This is a genomic window from Paraflavitalea soli (assembly GCF_003555545.1).
Taxonomy (GTDB): domain Bacteria; phylum Bacteroidota; class Bacteroidia; order Chitinophagales; family Chitinophagaceae; genus Paraflavitalea; species Paraflavitalea soli.
This window is the reverse complement of sequence record NZ_CP032157.1, coordinates 5152593-5173110: the sequence shown is the minus strand read 5'-3', so window position 1 is coordinate 5173110 and position 20518 is coordinate 5152593. Positions and strand designations below refer to the sequence as shown.

13 protein-coding genes are annotated in these 20518 nt (G+C 47.8%); 11 read left to right on the top strand and 2 right to left on the bottom strand.

Going from position 1 to position 20518, the window contains the following annotated elements:
• Positions 1-13 precede the first annotated feature (13 nt).
• Both D3H65_RS19265 and D3H65_RS19260 read left to right on the top strand, forming a co-directional pair.
• Positions 14-1597 carry an endo-1,3-alpha-glucanase family glycosylhydrolase gene (locus tag D3H65_RS19265; RefSeq protein ID WP_162915724.1) on the top strand — a complete coding sequence of 528 codons (1584 nt, stop codon included), beginning with the start codon at positions 14-16 and terminating at the stop codon, positions 1595-1597.
• Between the two features lie 24 nt (positions 1598-1621).
• Positions 1622-3781 (top strand): glycoside hydrolase family 97 protein, encoded by a 2160-nt coding sequence (locus tag D3H65_RS19260; protein WP_245999535.1) that lies wholly within the window; start codon positions 1622-1624, stop codon positions 3779-3781.
• 169 nt (positions 3782-3950) lie between these two features.
• Here D3H65_RS19260 and D3H65_RS33580 read toward each other — a convergent pair whose 3' ends face one another.
• Together D3H65_RS33580 and D3H65_RS19250 are read right to left on the bottom strand one after the other, a co-directional pair.
• Positions 3951-4190 carry a DUF5673 domain-containing protein gene (locus D3H65_RS33580; RefSeq protein ID WP_119051867.1) on the bottom strand — a complete coding sequence of 80 codons (240 nt, stop codon included), beginning with the start codon at positions 4188-4190 and terminating at the stop codon, positions 3951-3953.
• Between the two features lie 233 nt (positions 4191-4423).
• Positions 4424-5179, bottom strand: a complete 756-nt coding sequence (locus tag D3H65_RS19250) for a DUF4262 domain-containing protein (protein ID WP_119051866.1) — start codon at positions 5177-5179, stop codon at positions 4424-4426.
• Between the two features lie 629 nt (positions 5180-5808).
• Between D3H65_RS19250 and D3H65_RS19245 the strand changes: the two genes are divergently transcribed.
• From D3H65_RS19245 to D3H65_RS19205, 9 genes are all read left to right on the top strand, one after another.
• Positions 5809-9024, top strand: coding sequence for a SusC/RagA family TonB-linked outer membrane protein (locus tag D3H65_RS19245; protein ID WP_119051865.1), 3216 nt, complete (start codon positions 5809-5811; stop codon positions 9022-9024).
• A 23-nt stretch (positions 9025-9047) separates the two neighbouring features.
• Positions 9048-10619 (top strand): RagB/SusD family nutrient uptake outer membrane protein, encoded by a 1572-nt coding sequence (locus tag D3H65_RS19240; protein ID WP_119051864.1) that lies wholly within the window; start codon positions 9048-9050, stop codon positions 10617-10619.
• A gap of 190 nt (positions 10620-10809) precedes the next feature.
• Positions 10810-12390, top strand: a complete 1581-nt coding sequence (locus D3H65_RS19235; RefSeq protein ID WP_119051863.1) for a hypothetical protein — start codon at positions 10810-10812, stop codon at positions 12388-12390.
• 11 nt (positions 12391-12401) lie between these two features.
• A complete protein-coding gene (locus D3H65_RS19230; protein WP_119051862.1) occupies positions 12402-13127 on the top strand; it encodes a FadR/GntR family transcriptional regulator in 726 nt (241 codons plus the stop codon).
• A gap of 173 nt (positions 13128-13300) precedes the next feature.
• The gene (locus D3H65_RS19225; protein WP_245999534.1) at positions 13301-15595 is read left to right on the top strand and encodes a chondroitinase-B domain-containing protein; all 2295 of its coding nucleotides are present in this window, start codon (positions 13301-13303) and stop codon (positions 15593-15595) included.
• 1 nt (position 15596) lies between these two features.
• The gene (locus tag D3H65_RS19220; protein ID WP_119051860.1) at positions 15597-17720 is read left to right on the top strand and encodes an alginate lyase family protein; all 2124 of its coding nucleotides are present in this window, start codon (positions 15597-15599) and stop codon (positions 17718-17720) included.
• Positions 17721-17726: 6 nt separating this feature from the next.
• The gene (locus D3H65_RS19215) at positions 17727-18065 is read left to right on the top strand and encodes a cupin domain-containing protein (protein ID WP_119051859.1); all 339 of its coding nucleotides are present in this window, start codon (positions 17727-17729) and stop codon (positions 18063-18065) included.
• A 148-nt stretch (positions 18066-18213) separates the two neighbouring features.
• Positions 18214-19107, top strand: a complete 894-nt coding sequence (locus D3H65_RS19210; protein WP_119051858.1) for an alpha/beta hydrolase — start codon at positions 18214-18216, stop codon at positions 19105-19107.
• Between the two features lie 21 nt (positions 19108-19128).
• Complete coding sequence (locus D3H65_RS19205; protein ID WP_245999533.1) at positions 19129-20517, top strand: MFS transporter; 1389 nt, start codon at positions 19129-19131, stop codon at positions 20515-20517.
• The last annotated feature ends 1 nt before the right edge of the window (position 20518 follow it).

Genomic DNA, 20518 nt, shown 5'->3' with positions numbered 1-20518 from the left:
GCAAAGGCAGCATATGAAACAATTTTTCCGGGGATCGTTAATAGGATGGATGTTGTTGATAACATCCATCCATCTTGTTGCGCAGGACAATCTGAAAAACCTGCCCGAACTCAGTATGCCCATCAGCAATAAAAAACTGGTGATCGCGCATTGCATGACGAATATCATTCGCTACAAAGGTCATAAACTCGAAGATAGCTGTGATCCCGAATACTATGCCACCAAAGGCAATAGCACGGCATCCCTGGGTGGCCTTACCCAGGTGAAAGTGATGACCGATTCATTGCTGAAAGACAAAACCCTGGAGGAGACCGTAGAGTTTGAAATGCGTACTGCGATGCAAAGTGGCATCGACGGTTTCCAGTTCTATTATGTGCTGGGCGCGCCTGACTGGGATGAGATCATCAAAGCTTATTTCAGGGTAGCAGATAAACAACAATTAGATTTTAAGCTCACCCTCTGTGTCTCACATCCCGGCGGCTCTACCGAAGAAGCCAAGATTGCCGAGCTGGCCAGGCGTATGAATGGTATTTTCAACGAGGTAGGCAGAAACAATCCCCACTGGCTGCGTACACCCGATGGCCGGTTACTCCTGTATCTATGGTATGGAGAAAGCCTGGCCGATATTCCGGCCGACAGGCAGGGCCTGCCGGAGAGCTATTATGTAGCCCGCGCTTATAAGCGATTGGGGGATGCCGTAAACGAAAAGTTTGCACTGGCCCGTACCATCAATGAACGGATCGACGAACAGAAAGCTAATGAATACCTGGATTATTTTCCGGCTGTATGGATGTGGACAGTATCATTCACCAACGATTACGCCGGCAAGGTCGTGGCAGATGCCTGCCGCAAACGCAACAGGTCCTTTATGGGCTCCGCCTTCAATGACTTTTATACTTCCAAACTGTTGAAGCGTGGCACCTGGGATATGTTCCATTATGCCAGCGAAGCCGTCAGCGCAGGGATCAATAAAGTAGAACGTAAATACATTGCCACCGGCTTATCGTGGAACTTCCGGAAAATGCTGGAGTTTGGGATAGCAGAGGATGTATCCATTATGAATATCATTACCTGGAATGATTACCCCGAAGGACACCACCTGGCGCCCGAGATCAACCACAATGATGGCTTCTCCCTCTTATTGAAATATTATAAGAGTATATGGAAAAAAGAATCTTCTCCTTACCAGGACAATGATATTGCCATTGCCTTCTTTAAGAAGTACCGGCATGATATTGATCCGGCGCCTTACAATATACCCGTAGAAAGCTTTCAGCAGGATGCGGTACAACGCAAAGAGGAAGACTCCATAGAAGTGGTAACCATCTTACAGGATAAGGCCCAATTGATGATCAATGATAAGATGGTACAGGTGCCCGCTGGTTTTACCGTATCCAGGATTGTGCAACAAAAAGGCGCCGTACGGGTAGCCATTATCCGCAATGGTATTACCCTTAAAAAGTTTGTTACACCCGGGCAGATCACCAATAAGCCCATCAGGGCCGATCGCCTTACTTATTCCTGGAGTACAGAAACAGATCACTACCGGAGATCGATCCTGGGCGCATTGTCCACAACAGCAGCGGCAGTAGAATAAGATACAACGTAAAAACACAGCAGTATGATGATATTGAAAAAAATTAGTTGTTATATACTTTTGGTGATTCTGGTATCCCGGGTGTCTGCCCAATCCGTCAACCCTGTTCAGGTTAGCATAGGCAAGGTGAAGCTGGACTTTGTACTCGATGCAAATGGCACACCTGCCTATGCAGTACAATATAACCAGCAACAGGTAATTACCCCTTCCAGGTTGGGTTTCTCCTTAACAGATGACAGTACTTTTTATAAAGGATTTGAACTGTTGCATACCAGCCGCCGTGCAGTCAATGAGTCCTGGCAGCCCGTATGGGGAGAAGTGAATACCATTCGCAACCAGTATGAAGAGCTCACCGTGGTCCTGCGGCAGCGCAAAGCGCCCAACCGCCTGCTCAATATAGTGTTTCGTGTATTTGAGGAGGGCGTGGGCTTCCGGTATGAATTTCCCCTGCAGCCCAACCTGAAATATTTCATCGTAGCCGATGAATTGACACAGTTCAATTTAACAGGTGATCACAAAACATTCTGGATACCGGGCGACTACGATACCAATGAGTATCTCTACACTACTTCGCCACTGAGCACGATAGACAATACCAGCATTGTGAAAAGCTCTACGGATATTGCCGTTCGTACAGCACCTGATCGCTATGCCGTGCAAACCCCATTGATGATGAAGAGCAAGGAAGGGTTGTACATTAATATTCATGAGGCTGCGCTGATCAACTATCCAGCCATGCAATTACATGTAGACAGGGCACGTTTTTCCCTATCATCCAGCCTGGTGCCCGATGCAACGGGAAATAAAGCCTACCTGCACGCACCGGGTAATACGCCCTGGCGCACCATTATCGTATCTGATAAAGCAGCCGATGTGCTGGCTTCCAAAATGATATTAAACCTCAATGAGCCTACCACCCTTACCAATACCTCCTGGATTAAGCCCATGAAGTTTGTAGGCGTATGGTGGGAAATGCAAACCGCTAAAGCTACCTGGAACTATTCCAATTTTCCGGACAGTACAGATGCCAATGGAAAGCTGATCCCCAATGGTACCCATGGCGCCAATACCGCCAACGTAAAGAAGTATATCGACTTTGCAGCTGCCAATGGAATTGGAGGTGTGTTGGTAGAAGGTTGGAACACAGGCTGGGAAGACTGGTTTGGCAACTGGAAAGAAAATGTATTTTCCTTCACCACTCCTTATCCCGATTTTGATGTGCGCGAGATCACCCGGTATGCTGCTTCCAAAGGCGTGACCATGATCATGCACAATGAGACCTCCGGCTCAGCTACCGATTATGAACGCCAGCTGGACACCGCCTACCGGTTTATGAGCCTGATGGGCTATACGTCTGTGAAAACAGGTTATGTTGGAAAGATCATTCCCCGGGGCGAGCACCACGATGGTCAGTGGATGGTGAACCATTATGACCGTGTGGCGCGGAAGGCCGCAGAGCACCAGGTCGCCATCGATGTGCATGAACCCATGCGGCCCACCGGCCAGCACCGCACCTGGCCCAATTGGATGGCCAGCGAAGCGGGTAGGGGCAATGAATACAATGCTTTCAGCATTGGCAGTCCACCCGAACATGAGACCATCCTGCCCTTTACCAGGCTGATGGGAGGCCCGATGGACTATACACCTGGTATCTTTAAAATGAAAGGGTATACTGGCTACGCTCCTGAAAGGCAAATGCATACTACCCTGGCAAAACAACTGGCCTTGTACGTGACTATGTACAGTCCCCTGCAAATGGCGGCCGATCTGCCGGAGAATTATGCCGCTAAGCCCGATGCATTTCAGTTTATCAGGGATGTACCGGTAGACTGGGACGATACAAAGATCATTGAAGCCGAGCCGGGCGATTATATAAGTATAGCACGTAAGGAAAAAGGTAAGCCAAATTGGTTTATTGGCACTATTACTGATGAGAATAACCGCACGGCCGTGCTACCCCTCTCTTTTCTAGATAAAGGACAGCAATACGTAGCCGTGATCTATGGTGATGCGCCCGGGGCAGACTGGAAGTCGAATCCCGAAGCCTACAGGATTGAGACCTTCCTGGTCGACAGTAACAATACATTGAGGTTGAAGTTGGCTGCCGGTGGCGGCGCTGCCGTACAGGTGAAGCCAGCCAGCCCAACAGACCTGAAACAATTTAAAAAGTACACCTCAAAATAATTAGCTGACCGCGGAGACGTAGAACTATTAGGAGCAACAACGTGTAAGCTTATTTCCGCCCGGACGCTTTCGCCGCTAATGGGCGCCTTCTACGTCTCCGCGGTTATCATTCGGAGCTGAGTTAGTGGCTAAGCTTCTGCTTCGTTTTATTTCTTTTGTCGACGCCGGCTCATATTTTCTTATATTTCATCAACAGCTCCTCAATCTCGTCAGGTTTCATATCAAGTGATGAAAGGTTAATCTTCTTTTCGGTTTCTGCGGTATGTAGAATTAGAATTTTGTGGCCTTCTTCATTTATGATTTCCCATTTGGTAATTTGTTGCCAAAGAAAGGTAATAGGATTTCTGCGAAGGTTGATCGTAATATCGGATCTGGTAAGTGTTAGAATAGGTTCTTTTTTAATAAGCATTCTGACAGGGTAATAAAGGAAATAACCACGAAGGCCAGTATTAACAAGGACATGATATCAAATAGTTCAGTGGTTTTGTGGAACTTACCGGAAAAATAAATGTAGTAGATTCCTACCCCTAAAGGGATTAATAACATAAGTGTTAAGAAGATAAACCGTTTTGGGTTTAGTCTGATCTCTACTGGTTCCATTTTAGGGTGTTGTTTTTTTAAAGGGTTATTTTTACATCTTTTCTATTCTTCTGTAGCCCGCTCTTCATATTGCCACTCATCATCTTTACTATCCCGCCATGCCCACCAGCCGTATTGTAAATGATAAATTTCATTGATGGAGGGATCGAGTTTAGTGATTTCCTCGAGACAAACCAACTGTGCATCGTCCAAAGCAGGGTCTAAACTGGTATGAAACTGCCAATCGCCATCATCATTGTGGTAAATGTATAATATCGGATCTCCTTCAAATGCCTGCTTTGTTGTATAAACTCCTAAGTTCCTCTCCTCATAGAATTTAAAGTCCGTATTTCGGTCAAGGAGTGGCTGTTTGAATTTCCAGTCGGCATTAAAGTCTTTATCCCATGGGAAATGGCCCTGTTTGTCGGGCCATACAAGTTGCAGCAACGGAAAGTCAAAGGTCTGATCATAAAACCAACCAGCATAACCTACGTAGTTTTGGTAATGTTCTTTGTCAACTTGCAGGAACTGAATTTGGTGCCCTCCCAGGAATCCGGAATAAAGCTTATTGGTGGTAAGCGTTTCGCCATTCATGATACGGTTACAGGCCTCATTCAATAAAGAACCCAATATTTCTGTTTTTAAGCCAAAACATATGATCTCAGGGTGACCAAATCTTTTGAAGAGACCAATAGTATAAGCAAATCCCGGTAAATAATTATCGGGTTCAAGCAATGCTAAATGGCAACCATATTTTTCAATGTTATCAAGTATGGCCTGTTTAGCTTCTTTGTCGTGATGGCTGTGGTCGGTGTTCATAATATTTAAGATATAAATTTATCATTGTCAATTAAGATCATTCCTCACAACTTTTCTTGATCACAGCCAGCAGGAATTATTCTTAAGTAAGACATAAGTACCCGTGGTCGCAACGATGTTACTGAGCAGGACTTGAAAAAATAAGGTCTTGTATTTCTTTACATCGTCGTGTATAAGCTCATAGTTGGGGGTTAAGGGATGTAGGTTGTAGAGAGTTTCAGCAGATTCAAAAATTGTTTAAGGGTTGTCTGTCAACAATATACGTCATAAATCTATCTGGTGAAATCCCAGGCTGGAAAACTTTCCTTAGCTGCTCTGCCCGCTGGCCCGAGGGTCATGCCTCCATACGAAGTGTACTCGCAGCGATCTGCCAGTTACTTAATGGCTGTCTGCCGGGTGAAGGGCGGCTGTGGATTAAGCAAATCTCCAAACCCTTAGTAAGTGCGCTTTAACCTCCTGTCTTAAGTGAATCTTAACCGGCCTTCAATACCATTTCGGGGGTACCTGCCTAATACCATACTCCACCTCTTTACCAAATTTAATTTGGAAGTGCAGCAGATTAATCCAATATTTGGTCAACCAATAATTGGTTGACCAATTTGGTTTAATAACGATAAATCGCTTGCTATATGGGAAAGCTCCAACCCCTTTTGCTCTTGTTTCTCCTTTTTAACCTCAGCGCCTGGGCCCAGAATACCGTCAAGGGAAAGGTCACCGATGCCAAAACCGGCCTGCCACTCGCAAATGTTTCCGTTAGCGCGGTAGGCGGTAAAACCGGTTCGGGTGTTACTACCGACAGTGCCGGTAACTTTTCCCTCAAACTCAGCAGCCGTAGTTCCGGCAAACTCATGATCACCGCTATTGGCTACAAAAACCACCTCGTAGAATTGGATGGCAAGGATTTCCTGACGGTCCAACTCAGTACCCTCGCCGCCACCCTCGATGATGTGGTGGTGATCGGTTATGGCGCGCAAAAGAAATCACACCTTACCGGTTCCATTGCCAAACTGAAAAACGATAACCTGGATGAAATCCCTACCTCCAGCCTCGACAAAGCACTTATCGGTAAGATGGCCGGCGTTACCGTTCAAAACCTCAGCTCCGAAGTGGGTACCACTCCCCGGGTACGCGTACGGGGTCTTAGCTCCATCAGCGCCAATGCCGATCCCCTGGTAGTAGTAGATGGCCACCCCGTGCCCGATGGCCTGGCGATGGTGAATCCATATGATGTGGAATCCGTGGAAGTATTGAAAGATGCCGCTTCCGCAGCCATCTATGGTTCCCGCGGCGCCAACGGCGTCATCATCATCACCACCAAAAGCGGCAAGACTAATAAGCCAAAGTATACCGTGAAGTCTTATTACGGCGTAAAGAGCCCCTACAAACTGCACCCCATCATGAGCACAACCGCGTACACGCAAAAAATGTACGACGAAGCTGCCATGCGGGCAAAAGATCCTACCGTGACTGCCGACAAACAAAACCTCATTACCCCGCAGGAAAAAGCCCGCTACCTGGTAGAAAGCGTATTGCGTAATGGCGATGGCACCGACTGGCAGGATGAAGGATTGCAGGATGCCGCTATTTACAATATGCAGCTGGGCGTATCCGGCGGAAAAGATGTGCGCTATTATATTTCCGGCAATTACCAGTCCGACAAAGGGATCATGACCCACAATGAATATAACCGCATGAACTTTAAAACCAAACTGGATGGTAACCTCGGTTCAAAAGTGAAGTTCAGCCTCAACTTAAATCCTTCCTATACCCGCAGTGAATTGCCTGCGGTAAACTATACCGATTATTACCGTTTCTATTCCGGCTTGCCCGTCTATCATACTACAGCCACAGCGGCTTTTGTAAACCAGAATCCCCAATGGGCCAGCATAAGGCCGGGTGATTGGGCACAGGCAGGTCATTTCTCCAACCTGGTATACCAGGGTTATATGCCCGATGGCAGCTATTACAACAGTGCTACCGATCCTACCGCTACAGGTGGCAAACTAATTCCTTTCTCTTCCAGCAACAATACTCCCAAATCCATTGCCGACAGGCAAAGCCGCTTTAGTGATAACTACCGCGTGCTGGGTGGTTTTGACCTGAGCATTGAACTCATGAAAGGGCTCATCCTGAAATCATCCGCCAGCGCTTATTTCAATTATACTGAGACCAATACGTTTTCCAAACGCAATGCCAAAGCCGATGGCGATGTGAACAGGGGCGTCAACTATTCCCGCAAGTTCATTGACCTGCTTTGGGAAAATACACTGAACTACAATACGTCCTTTGGCGATCATACACTATCAGGTGTATTGGGATATACTGCACAGAAAACAACCATCAATGAAAGCCAGATCACAGGCGTGAACCTGCCCAGCGATAATATCCAAACATTGAACCAGGCTTCTTCCATTGAACTGGCAGGCACTTATACTACTAAAACACCCATTGGCCTGCTCTCTTACCTGGGCCGTGTGAATTATGATTACCAGGGTAAGTACCTGTTGTCTGCCAGCCTTCGTACAGATGGTAGCGGTTATTTCCCTCCGGGACAAAAATATGGCTGGTTTCCTGCCGTATCTGCCGGCTGGCGCATCAGCAGCGAACCATTTATGGAGGACATCAACTGGCTGAGCAACCTGAAACTGCGTACCAGTTATGGCGCTACGGGCAATAACAAAATTGAACCCTTCTCTTACCTGGAATTGTTGAACATGGCCAATTATCCCCTGGGCGGCGGCACCGGCACACTCAACAATGGCCTCGCAGCCAACAATGATGTATTGCCCAATGTGCTCACCTGGGAACGCACCTTCCAGTACAATGCAGGCATCGACCTCGGTTTCTTCAAAGACCGCCTTACCATGAGCCTGGAATATTACAATGGTACTACCGACAGGTTGCTGTTCAAACAGAATACCATGTCTTTCTCCGGTTCCAACCAGTTTTGGAACAATATCGGCAAAGTACGCAACCAGGGCTTTGAACTGGAACTTACTTCCAACAACCTGCGCAGGAAGAACCTGGAATGGGTAACCATGTTCAACTTTGCTACCAACAAAAATAAATTGTTGGACATGGGCGGCGAACCTTTCCAATACAATTACGGGGAGCGCAATGAGATCTATGCAGCCATTGTAGGCGCTCCTTCCGTACAGTTCTTCGGTTACAAAACCGACGGTGTGTGGAAGTCTGACCAGGAAATAGCCGATGCGCAGGCAGCAGGCTATAGCAGCTCCCTCTCCAAATACTTTGTGGCGGGTGGATTGAAGTTTGTAGACGTGGATGGCAATAAACGCATTGATGAAAAAGACCGTACCGTACTGGGCCGCCCCTTCCCTGATTTTACCTGGGGTATGACCAACAATATTAAGTACAGGAACTTCGACGTGAGTATTACCATTCAGGGCGTGCAGGGACTGGACCTTATTAATGGCGATGCCAACTACAACGAATCAAGGTGGTACAATGAGAATTACAATACCGCAGCCAGGTGGGTGAGTGCAGCCAATCCCGGTGATGGTAAAACCCCGTACGGTACCAATGGCTCAGACTGGATGCTGACAGATTATGTGATAGAAGATGGTTCATACGTGGCGCTGCGCAGTGTGATAGTGGGCTATTCATTGCCCACTGCTGTTTCAAAACGCATGAAGCTGAATGGCCTGCGCGTATATGCTTCCGGCGAAAACCTGCTGTATATCATGTCATCTTCTTATCGCGGTATCAACCCCGAAGCGCGCACGACTTCCAATCAATATGCATCACCCTTGATCGACGGTTACCAGCGGGGTGCCTTCCCCATTGGAAGAACAGTGACAGTGGGTATTGACATTAATTTCTAACGAATTGCCATAAACTGCATACAATGAAAACTTGCTCATATATCATATGCACCTTGTTGCTGGCAGGCCTGATGGCTTCCTGCAACAAGATCATCGACCTCAAGCCGGAGTCGAATGTAGATGTTGAAAATTATTATAAGAACTATGATGAGGTGAAAGTGGCTTTAACGGGTTGTTATAATGGTCTGCAAAAACCACTGGAAACAGAATGGATGATGACCGAACTCCGCTCCGATGTTACCAAGCAGGGCGCTACCGGTAGTACAGCGGTTGCCAATATAGAGTTGAACGACCTGAATACTTACTTGCAAAACTCTGGTCATAGCCAGGTGTACAATTACTGGTTCTATACCTATAAAAATATCCGCAGTGCCAATTATGTACTGAGAAGCCTGGGTGTGTCTTATAGCAATGGCCAGATCTTCCTGGGAGAAGGTACCGCACAAATGGAAGAAGACCGCCGCAAGCAACTGGCCGGGGAAGCCTTGTTCATCCGCGCTTATCATTATTTCAACCTGGTGCGCCTGTTTGGAGGCGTGTTCTTGCTCACCGATCCCAAAACACCGGCCGAGCTGAAACAGGTCAACCGGTCATCTGTGGATGATTGTTACAAACTGATCGTAGCCGACCTGGAAGCAGCTAAGAACTACCTGCCCCGTAAGAGCTTCAGTGCACAGGCGCAGGAAGACCTTGGCCGCGCTACCGTATGGGCTGCAGAATCACTCCTCGCCAAAGTGTACCTGTCCACCAATCGCAAAACAGATGCACTGACATTGCTGGAAGATGTGATTACGGCCAGCGGGCACGATCTGCTGACTTCCTATGCCGATGTATTTTCCATCAACAACGAAATGAATAAAGAGATCGTCTTCGCTGTGCGTTACAAGGCCGGAGGATTGGGGCTGGGCAATTATATGGCCAATAGTTTTGCAGCCCTCAACAGCGGCAGCGCCATTGTAAACGGCAACGGATCGGGCCTTAATTATCCCACTGCCCAGATGGAGTCTAAATACATTGTACCTGCTACCGGTGGCGCCGACAAACGCAGGGATGTAACCATTGGCAAATACAATGGCAACCCTTATATGAAGAAATTTACCTCACCTGTCATGATCAAGAATGATGCGGAAAATGATTTCCCGGTGATCCGTTTTGCCGATGTGCTGCTGCTGAAGGCAGAAGCCCTGGGCTTTAGCCAGGCTGCTGTTGATATCATCAATCGTATCCGCAGTAGGGCAGGGGCTATAGTGTATCCCGGCACCGGCAATTTCACCGCAGCTTTTTACCTCTATCCCGATGCCGGAGCTGAAGCTACTACCGATGCCAACTTCCTGGGCCGCCTGCTGGATGAAAGAAGGATTGAACTGGCTTTTGAGAACCACCGTTTGTTTGATCTCTACCGCACCGGTCAGTTTGAGAACGTGATGAACACTTATTACACCTATGAATACGACACACACTATAAGAAATTCAAACCAGCCATACCACTGGACGAACTGAAGAACAATATCAGGATCCGTACCCTATTGCCCATTCCCCAACGGGAAATGGATAGCAATAACCAGATTGTGATCACACAAAACCAGGGTTATTAGGAGATGTCAGCCTGAGCCTGTCGAAGGCTCTTGAAGGGTGGGTCGCCCTCTAAGGGCGGCTAACCCTGATCTAAAGGAGCCTGTCGAAGGCTAGTGTCAGGCTGAGCTTGTCGAAGCCGTTTTAAAAGGCCCTTTGACAAGCTCGGGGCGACAACAAAACAAGAACCATTAACGACTGAATGTTTGCGATATGAAAATACAGATCAAGTCATTTATTTTTCTGGCGGCGCTGTTACTGGTCATGGCCTCTTGTAAGAAAGATAAGTTCATCGAGCCTACCGGCAACCTGGAAGCGATAGACTACACCTGGAATGTGGCGCTCAAAGGTTTTCAGCCGGAGAAAACGGTGGGTGGTAAATTAACGACCAACATTAACGTGAAGACACTCTATTATTACATACAACGTACGGGTAAAGCCGACTCCCTTATTCAGCTGGATTTTCCCGCTGGTGAGAAAGAATATGCTTTTTCCATTAAAGCCGATGTATGGCCCAATATTGACCTGGTGGGCGTGAAAGGGCTCAAGCTGCTGGCCGTACAGGACAACAATACCTCCCTGGAAAAACTGGTGAAGATCACCTATTTCAACCCGGCGGCGCCCGTACTGAAGGATCTACCGGAAACCGTAACACCCTCTTTAACCGGTACTACAGCTATTACCGGTAAGGCAAGCTCCCCAACCGGTATCAGCAAGATCTATTTTTATGACAACAGCACCGGTAATTTTGCAACAGTAGACAGTATCAGTCCCAGTGGCAGCAAGGATGTGACCATTAATTACAATTATACCTATACCCCGGGGGCAGGACAATTGAAAGTAACAGCGGTAGATATTTACGGGTTAAAAGCAGAGAAGGTCATTCAGTTTGTAAATATTCCTTTCAAGCCCGTCATCAGTTTTGAGGCAGATACCCTGCGTGCAGCCCTGCCGGATGGAACGCCTGCTATCAACGGTACCCTTAAATCCTATACTGCCTTGTCGACCGTGGAGGCCTGGGTCGTTACAGCGGGTGGGGAAACTCTTCAAGGTCCGGTGATACCCGTACTGGTGAGCAACACCGCCAACGAATACAATTATACCTTCAGCCTCACTGGTTTTCCTTTTGCTGATAATGTAAAAGAATGCAAGCTGGTGGCGAAAGACGGTACCAATAGCAGCAATGCCGGATCCGTACCGGTAAAAATATTGCCTTATTATCGCTGGAACAATATCACCCTCATGTCGCAGGGAACTGCCACCGTCAACTCACCCAGCTGTTTCTTCCTGGGCGAACCGGCCACGCCTTTTTTGAGTGCCTGCGAGGTGGTGAACGATCCTTCCAATCATGCCAAAGTAGACTTTGCCATCTTTACCAATAGCTCGGGCAACCTGGCTTTCAACAACCCGGCTAATATTTCAGCCGCTACCCTTACCACTTTTAAGTGCAGTGGTGCTGCCTGGACGCCGGCAACCCCTACCGCCAATACCCTGAAAAAAACTGTTTTCCGGGTATTGGGAACAGGAGTAGCAGAAACAAGCATATATAATAAGTATAATAACAATACAATTACCGAACTTGGTGACGCCTTTTTCACAGGCATATCCGCACCCAATGCCAATGCTCCCAATCAAACAACCTATACGACGGCTTCGCTGATCTGGGCTAAGATGACACCGGCAGGCGGCGGCACCACCAAAAACATTTTGATAAAAGTACAAAGCCTCAACATCGTGGCGTCGCCCAACCAGGGTACTTCCACGATCACGGTAGATGTGATGAAGGAGAAATAAAATAAAGCGTTATGGAAAAGACAACCATTATTGAAACGATTAAGGCTATTGAGGTAGACAGTCCGGTGGATAAGATCATCCGCCAGTTGAAACATTTGATTAGTGAGGGACACCTGAAGCCGGGCGACCGCCTGCCGGCAGAAAGGGTCCTGGCCGAAAAATTCGGTGTAGGCCGTACCTACGTACGCGATGCCATCCGCAAACTGGAGTTTTATGGCATGCTCAAGACCTCCCCCCAAAGCGGTACCTATGTCTCCGGGTACAATATCAAAATGATCGAAGGCGTACTGAATGACATTATCACTTTCAATAAAGATGATTTTGCGGCACTGATCGAAGCCCGCTATTACCTCGAGATCAATGCCGCCAGGCTGGCAGCCCAACGCAGAACGGAGGAAGACCTGGCCATCCTGCAAGCCGCCGTAGCAGATTACGACCTTAGAACAAAACACAAAGAGAATGCCGTTCAGGAAGACATGTTCCTACACCTGAAGATCGCCAATGCCGCCAAGAACTCCGTATTCGAATCCATGCTGTTGATGCTGCTGCCCGATATCATCCGCAACATCATCGAGAAAAAGATCTGTGGCGATAACCGGGGCGTACAGGCCATGGCAGAACACCATGAGATACTCACCGCCATTGCCGATAAAGATCCCGACGCTGCCGGCATTGCCATGGCAGCGCACCTCAACGATATCCTGCAGATCAGCCGGGAACGGAAGATTGAAATGTAGGGACGGCAACCGTGAGTCGGCAATCGTGAATCGGCAATGGGATGCAAAAAATTGTAGGTGCTTACCGGTTGGCGAAAACTACAACCAGCTACCAGTTGGCGACAACCCAATAATCAATAATAAAATAATCAATAATCAAACAGAACTACTTCATATCAACTATCTTCCTCCTGTTGCTCATTCCAACAGTGAACGCCACCACCATCCTGGTGAGCAATCCACAGGAGTTGAACGCTGCCCTGTCCAAAGCACAACCGGGCGACAGCATTTTATTAAAAGGAGGTACCTGGAAAGATGTCCCTCTCATCATTGAAACCAGCGGTACCAAAGAAAAACCCCTGGTCATTGCAGCACAGGAACCGGGTAAGGTGCAATTTACCGGCAACTCCTTTATCCGTTTTGGCAGCGACTATGTGACCGTGAGCGGCATCCATTTCACCGATGGCTATACGACTGACCGGGCCGTGGTGGAATTCAGGAACAAGGAACAGCAGTTGGCCAATAACTGCCGCCTCACCCAATGCGTGATCGAGAACTACAGCCGGCCCGACCGTTTTAATACAGACCATTGGCTGATCCTGTGGGGACAACACAACCGTATTGACCATTGTGTGATCGGCGATAAACTGAATAGTGGTACGACCCTCATTGTAGAACTGAATGACGAAAGAAGCCAGAACAACTACCATAGCATCGATAGTAATTATTTTAAGGGCCATTCTCCATTAGGTTCCAATGGCGGCGAGACCATAAGAGTAGGAGTGTCGAGGTATTCACTCACTGCCTCCCGCACCATGATCCACCACAACTATTTCGAAAGGTGCAGCGGCGAAGTAGAGATCGTATCCATTAAGAGCGGCAACAACGAGATCAATAACAACCTGTTTTATGAATGCCAGGGTGGCCTGGTATTGAGGCATGGTTCACAGAACAAGATTACCAACAATATTTTCATTGGTAACAACAAGCCATTTACAGGCGGGGTACGCGTCATCAATCCCGGTCACACCGTTTCCAATAACCTGTTTATGGACCTGGCGGGCGAAAGATTCCATTCAGGTTTCAGTGTATTGAATGGCGTGCCCAACTCATCCATCAGCCGTTACCACCAGGTAAAAGATGCCACCATCGGGCACAATACTTTTATCAATTGCAGGAGCATCATATTTGGAGCGGGCAAGGATGCGGAACGAACAGCAACTCCACAAAACGTGCGCTTTACCGATAACTATATAATTCCTTATGGCAGATCCTTGTATGAGGACGCCAATAAAGATGGTGGTATCCGGTTTGCCGATAACTTTTATAGGGGCGCCATGCCAGGAAAACCATCTGCTGGGTTTAGAGAAGATATAGGATGGAAGGGTGTGGATATGAAATATGGTGATAGCATTTACTTTATTCCCGACCATAAAAGTGGCATCGATCGCTCCTTGCTGAGCTGGATGGATGCCGTTACTACTGCTCCCTCCTGGTATAACCTCGATACAAGAAAAATACTTGATAGTGAGGTGATCCCCGTTTCTATCGCAGATGCAAAACGACTACCTTCTTTAATTGCCGGTTTGTCCACTGGTAGTGAAATTGAATTGACGGAAGCCGGCCTGTATGAAATAGACAAGTCCCTCATTATTAATAAACATATTACTATACGTGCTAAAGCCGGCCTGGCCGGTAAACCAGAACTGGTAAATGTCTCCGGCAAAAGTCTTCCTTCCTTTATCATCATTGAGAAGGGCGGTAGTCTGAAGATCGAAAATATTCAGTTCAACAGTGCTTACAAAAGCTATGGCGATGTACAAGCTGCCATCAGCACTACTACCGGCCCCATGAACGGTTCGTACGCTCTCAAGGTGAAAGGTTGTACATTTTACAACTTCAATGAAAGTAGTTACAGTTGCATCAAAGGAGCCAAAAGCACTTATGCCGATTCCGTGACTATCGAAGATTGTGTATTCAGGAACAATGCCGGCAGCGCCATTGATTATAGTGCCGAGAAAGAAGACAAAGGCATCTACAATGTGGAGCGCCTGGTTATCCGTAATTCCGCATTTGCCAATACCCTGGGTGGCGCTGTAAATGTATACCGAGGTGGTAATGATGAAAGCACTACCGGACCCGAAGTGATCATCGATCATTGCACTTTTAGTGGGGTGGAAAACCGTGCCCAGGGCTGTGTGCTAAAACTATGGGGTGTGCAAAGAGCCGCCATTACCAATTCGGTATTCAATAATAGTGGCGCCGGCGGCCGGGTGATCTGGTTTGAAGAAATGAGTTGGGATAAACTGCTGGTAGACTATTGTAATTTTTACCGGAGTGGCCGGGTGAGTTCATTTTACAACAACGTTACAGGGAAACATATTTTTAATAGCAACCCCCTATTTAATAATCCGTCCCGGTTCGATTTCAGACTGGTAAAGGGTACCAGTCTCCTTTCGGCCAAGGGAAAACCTTTGGGAGTGAATTAGTATGAAGACCATTGTTTTTTTATGTGCAGGTGTAATGATGGGCATGGCGGGAACAGCACAGCAACATCCTTCCATCATGCTTACCAAAGCCAATGTGGAAGTGGTACGCCAGGGTGCAACGGCCTATCCCTTGTTGCAACAATCCTTTAAGTCCTTAAAGAAAGATGCAGATAAGGCCATCGCTACGCCCATAGAAGTGCCCCTGCCCAAAGATGCCGGCGGCGGCGCTACCCATGAACGGCACAAGCGCAATTACCAGGATATGGTGGCCTGTGGTATGTTGTACCAGCTTACCAAAGAAGAGCGGTATGCCAAATTTGTGAAGGATATGCTGCTGCAATATGCAGCAGTATACAATACCTGGCCCCGGCACCCGAAGAAGAAACAAATCCCGGGAGGTAAAATGTTTTGGCAAAACCTCAATGATTGTGTGTGGCAGGTGTACACCATCCAGGCCTATGACTGTGTATATGATTACCTGGGCGCCGCCAGCAGGAAAACAATTGAAACCGATCTCTTTGAGCCGATCGTAAAGGAACTGAGCGAAGTAAATGGAGAAATATTCAATAAGATACACAATCATGGTACCTGGTCAGTAGCCGCGGTAGGTATGACGGGTTATGTATGTGGCCGGAAAGATTGGGTGGAAAAAGCACTGAAGGGTACTGCCCTTGATGGGAAAGCAGGTTTTCTGGCACAACTGGATCAACTCTTTTCACCGGATGGGTATTATACCGAAGGTCCTTATTACCAGCGGTACGCTATTTTGCCCTTTCTGCTTTTTGCGCGCACCATTCAGCAATACCAGCCGGCACAGAAGATCTATGAATACAGGAATGCTTTGCTGAAGAAGGCTGTTAATACAGCTTTGCAATGCACCTATACCAATAAAGTGTTTTTCCCGCTGAATGACGCAATGAAGGACAAGACCTATGAGTCGGAGGAGATCGTATATGCGGTAGACATCGCCTACAGTGATATGCAGGCAGGCAATGACCTGCTGGATATTGCACAGCAGCAACAGAAAGTGATCGTGGGTGATGCCGGATTAAAAGTGGCCAAAGCAATAGCGGCAGGCGATGCAGCTTCCTTTCAATACAAACCCATGTGGATACGCGATGGGGCCGATGGAAAACAGGGCGGTATTGGCATCCTGCGCAGTGGCGATAATGAGGAACAGTCCTGTGTGGTATTCAAAGCTGCTTCCCAGGGTATGGGCCATGGACATTTCGACCGGTTGAATGTGTTGTTCTACGACAACAATACAGAAGTGTTCCCCGATTATGGCGCTGTACGTTTCCTGAATGTAGAGACCAAGAATGGCGGTAATTATACCAAAGAAAATGATACCTGGGGCAAGCAAACCCTGGCCCACAATACCCTGGTCGTAGACAGGCAAAGCCAATACCAGGCCAATGAAAAGAAAGGAGAAGAACATGCACCAGAACTCGTTCACTTCAGTACAGGCAGCAATTACCAGGTAGTAAGCGCACAGGACAATAATGCTTATCCGGGCGTGCAGCTACGGCGTACCGTGATCCTCTTTAAGCCGGATGGTGCACCCGCCTCCCTGTTGATCGATGTATTCAATGTGCAGAGTGCTCAAAAGCACCAGTATGATCTGCCCTTCTGGTACCAGGGCCATATTACCAACGCGCCCTTCGAGATAGCCGCCAATACCCAAACTATACAGGCAATGGGTGATAAGCAAGGCTACCAGCATGTCTGGCTCAATGCCACCGGTAGGGTAAAAGAAGGCAATGGTGTGATCACCCTGTTGAATAACAAAAAGTTTTATACCACTACTTTTATAGCCGACACCGCCCTGCGGGTGCAGTTCATTACCAGTGGTGCAGGTGACCCGGAGTTTAATTTGAGGAACGAGAAAGCCTTTGTGCTTTCACAGCCTGCAGCGGCCAACCAGACCTTTATCAGTGTTACCGAACCCCATGGGAAAAACAATCCGATAGCGGAAGTAACCACAGGAGCTACACCACAGGTAAAAGCCGTGAAGCTGCTGAAAGATGAAGCCGGCGCCACTCAGTTGGAAATAACGTACAAAAAGAAAATGTATACAATCACCTTACAGTATAACGATAAAGCATCCTTTATCACTATTAATTAACAGACTATGGCACAAAGCAGCGAGTTTCAGTTTGAGCAGGAAGTACATTGGGAAGACCTGGGCAATGGTATCCAACGGCAGGTATTTGGTTATGATGACAAGATCATGCTGGTAAAGGCGAAGTTTGAGAAGGGCGCCATTGGCACCCTCCATGAGCACCACCATTCACAGGTGACCTATGTAGACAGTGGTGCCTTTGAAATGACCATCGGTGCAGAGAAGAAGATCATTCGCAAGGGCGATGGTTATTATGTGCCGCCGCATGTGCTGCATGGCTGTGTATGCCTGGAGCCTGGCATGCTTATCGACGCCTTCAGCCCATTGCGCGAAGACTTTCTGGGCTAGGAGGGGAAGGGGAGAAAGAGGAAATAGGGGCGAAGTGTTCTGTAATTTCCTTAGTCGTCCGCTTTTTGTAGGAAGCTGTGTTCGATCAGTACCTTCAAGTCGCGGTAGCAATTCTAAATTCTATATTCTAAATCCGAAATCTCTTCGTATGAAATATATCCTTTTAGCGGTGGGTATCACCTTCGCTATGACAGCTACTGCCCAACAAGCAGATTCTACTGCTCCCAAACCTGTAGAAACACCGGCAGGTTTCACCCGTCAAATAGATGTGGTATATACCAGCGGCAAGAACTGGGAACAAAAGCTGGATCTCTACCTGCCGCCCAACAATGGTAAGCCCACACCGGTGGTGATCAATATTCATGGTGGTGGCTGGAACCACGGCACCAAAGAATCGCAGTCGGGATTTAATACCTTCTTTAAAATGGGTTTTGCGGTAGCCAATATCGAATACCGCCTCACAGGCCAGGCTACAGCCCCTGCTGCGGTGGAAGATGCACGTTGCGCCCTGATCTACCTGATCAAAAATGCCAAAGCACTGAACATAGATGTCAACAAGATCGTGATAATGGGCGGCAGTGCGGGTGGGCACCTGGCCCTTATGGCTGGTCTGCTCGCCAATGATCACCGCTTTGATGGCAACTGTCCCGGTGTAGAAAATATTAAGGTGGCTGCCATCATCGACAAATATGGCATCACCGATGTATGGGACTGGGGTTATGGCAAAAACATTACGAGTAAATCGGCTACCCGCTGGTTGGGAGATAAGGCCACTGATGCGGCTTTTGCCCGGTCGGTATCTCCTGTTAATTATGTAAACAAGGACAATCCCCCGGTCTTCATTGCCCATGGTGATGCAGATCCCACAGTACCTTATGAACAATCAGTAGAGTTGCACAAAAAGCTAAAGGAAGCGGGAGTGATCACCGAATTCATGACCGTGGAAGGTGGCAAGCATGGCGGATTTCCCAGGGATAAGAACACTGAATTGAATAAAGCCATTGCGGCATTTCTGCAAAAGCTGAAGATCCCCAATCAATAAGTTGTCTCAAAACAGTAAGTATTGAAAGCAAGTACAGATATACAAACAACGAAAACGGGAACCCGCAACGGCGGCCTTGCCGGCAAGGCAGCGGGCACAGGAAAGGGAGCATTCAAGCTGAAGGGATTGCGGTGGTATATCATTTCCCTGATCGGCCTGGCTACCATTATTAATTATATTGATAGAGGCGCTATCAATTTCATGTGGCCCTATATCTATAAGGACTTTGGTATTGCTGATGGCGATAGCAAAAATGCCCTGGCCCTCATCACTACTTTCTTTATGGTGGCCTATGCCATTGGACAAACCGTGACAGGCAAAATGATGGATGCTATTGGTACCCGCCTGGGTATGGCCGTATCGATCATTGGCTGGAGCATATCCATTGCTTTGCATGCCCTGGCTAGATCTATCTTGTCCTTTAATATCTTTCGTTTTTTACTGGGCATCAGTGAAGCGGGCAACTGGCCGGGTGCTACCAAGAGCAATGCCGAGTGGTTTCCGCCTAAAGAAAGGGCCATCGCACAGGGCATTTTTGGTGCAGGCGCTTCCCTGGGTTCCGTAGTAGCAGCGCCCGTGATCGCTGGTCTGTTCCTGGCCTTTGGCTGGAAGACCACCTTTGTGGTGATCGCTGTGCTGGGTTTCCTGTGGATCATTCCCTGGCTACTGATCAATAAGAATACACCGGATAAACACCCCTGGATCACCAGGGAAGAACAAGATTACATTCAACAGGGTAACGCAGCAGCGGAGGCAGCAAGAACCACGGCTACTACTGTGTATACCTGGCGCCAACTGTTGCAGTTCAAAAACACCTGGGGCATCATTAGTTCCCGGTTCTTTATTGATCCCGTATGGTGGCTGTTCGTGACCTGGTTGCCTACCTTTCTCAAGGAGCAGTACCAGTTTGACATGAAGCAGATCGGGGCTTTCGCCTGGGTGCCCTATTTGTTTGCCGCGATCGGTGGATTGATGGGCGGTTTCTTTTCCTCTTCTAAAATTAAGAAGGGTATAGCGGCACCCAAAGCGCGAAAGCAGGCCATTACCATCGGCAGCATCATTATGCTGGTATCCTTAACCCTGATCGCCTTTTACCTCGATCATTTGAAAGAACAGGTGAATGTGGCCATTGCCCTGATCAGCGCTACCTTATTTGGCTTTCAATTCCTGATCAATAATATACAAACCCTGCCCGGCGATTATTTCCATGGAAAGAATGTAGGCACCGTGGCAGGTATGGGTGGTACATCGGCCGTACTGGGAACCCTGATCACCACCTGGATCGTACCCGTGATCACGCAAACAAGTTATACGTCCTTTTTTATACTGGGCGCGCTGATGGTGCCGCTGGCATGGATATGCATCACCTTCATTACAGCAAAACCCAACCAATCATTTACAAACAAATAAC